The sequence below is a fragment of the Sphingomonas sp. FUKUSWIS1 genome (assembly GCF_000733135.1).
GTDB lineage: Bacteria > Pseudomonadota > Alphaproteobacteria > Sphingomonadales > Sphingomonadaceae > Sphingomonas > Sphingomonas aerolata.
This window is the reverse complement of record NZ_JPJC01000206.1, coordinates 80,125-81,833: the sequence shown is the minus strand read 5'-3', so window position 1 is coordinate 81,833 and position 1,709 is coordinate 80,125. Positions and strand designations below refer to the sequence as shown.

Below are 1,709 nucleotides of genomic sequence, written 5' to 3'. Positions count from 1 at the left end.
ATTTCGTCGACCCTTCATGGCTCGCGCGCGTCCCGCTTCCCGCCCCTCTCGGCCTCGCTCCTCATGGCGCCGCCGGTTTGTCCTCCTCCTGAAGGTTCTCGCCGGTATTGCCATCCTCGCGCTCGGCGCGCTGGTGATCGCGATCTATATCGCCCGCGCGCAGCTGCCGAGCTTCGAAAGCCTCAAATCCTCGCCCAACGGCCAGATGATCCGGGTACATGCCGCCGATGGCAGCGTGATCGTGTCGATGGGGCCGAGTTTCGGCGAATGGCTTTCCTATGGCCAGATCCCCGCGGTGATGCGCGACGCGACCGTCGCGGTCGAGGATCGGCGCTTTCGCTCGCATCTCGGCGTCGATCCGGTCGGGATCGCACGCTCGGTCAAGGTACGGTTCGATCGCGGGCGCTGGACTCAGGGCGGGTCGACGATCACGCAGCAGCTCGCGCGCAACGTCTTCCTGAACAACCAGAAGAAGTTCGGGCGCAAGTTCCGCGAATGGATCCTGGCGTTCGCGCTCGAGCGCAAGTTCAGCAAGGACCAGATCCTCGAACTCTACCTCAACAAAGTCTATTATGGCGGCGGCGCCTATGGGATCGACGCCGCGTCGCGCAAGTTCTTCGGCCACGGGGCGGACCGCCTGTCGCTGGCCGAAGCGGCGGTAATCGCCGGGCTCGTCAAGGCACCGTCCAATTATTCGCCGACCGCGGATGCCGAGGCGGCGATGGGCCGCGCGGGCGTCGTGCTGAAGACGATGGCGGAAACCGGCGTCATCAGCGCGAGCGAGGCCGCCGATGCCGATGTGCAGGGGCTCAAACTGGCGCCCGAGCCGAAGCAGAACAGCGTCCGCTACTTCACCGACTGGGCCTTGCCGCAGCTCGACACGCTGATCGACGAGACCGAGGCACCGCTCGAGGTGTGGACGACGCTCGACCTGTCGATGCAGCGCGATGCCGATGCCGCGATCCGGGCGAATGCCCCCCCGGGTGCGCAAGGTGCACTGGTATCGCTAGACCGCGATGGCGCGGTCAAGGCGATGGTCGGCGGCAAGGACTATGTATCGTCGATCTACAACCGCGCGACACAGGCTGTCCGCCAGCCGGGTTCGGCGTTCAAGCTGTTCGTGTATCTCGCCGCGCTCGAGGCCGGGCACAAGCCCGAGGATTCGATCGTCGACGAACCCGTGACGATCGACGGATGGAGCCCGCGCAATGATTCGCGGCGCAATTCCGGCGCCGTCAGCCTGCGCACGGCCTTTGCCTATTCGCTGAACACCGTCGCAGCGAAACTGGGGCAGGAGGTCGGCTTCACGACCGTCGCGGACATGGCGCGGCGGTTCGGGATCACGACGACGGTCAACACGCATCCCTCGATGGTGCTGGGCACGTCGGAGGTCCGCGTGATCGACATGACGCGTGCCTTTGCCAGCGTCGCGAGCAAGGGCGTCGCGGTGACCCCCTATGGCATCACGCGCGTGACCGCGAACGGCCAGACGATCTACACGCATGAGGTCGATCGCAGCCACGTCCTCGTCGCCCCCTATGTCGCCGCCGAGATGACCGACCTGTTGCAGACCGCGGTCAACACCGGCACCGGGCGCGCCGCGCAGATCGGCCGCCCGGTGGCGGGGAAGACGGGCACGACGAGTTCGTCGAAGGATGGCTGGTTCCTCGGCTTCTCCAGCGGCATCACCACCGGCGTCTGGATGGGTC

1 protein-coding gene is annotated in these 1,709 nt (G+C 66.4%); it reads left to right on the top strand.

Annotated features, from left to right (window positions below; translation table 11 throughout):
• Nucleotides 1-16 precede the first annotated feature (16 nt).
• On the top strand, nucleotides 17-1,709 hold a 1,693-nt coding region (locus sphsw_RS12575; protein ID WP_042467198.1), incomplete at its 3' end, for a transglycosylase domain-containing protein.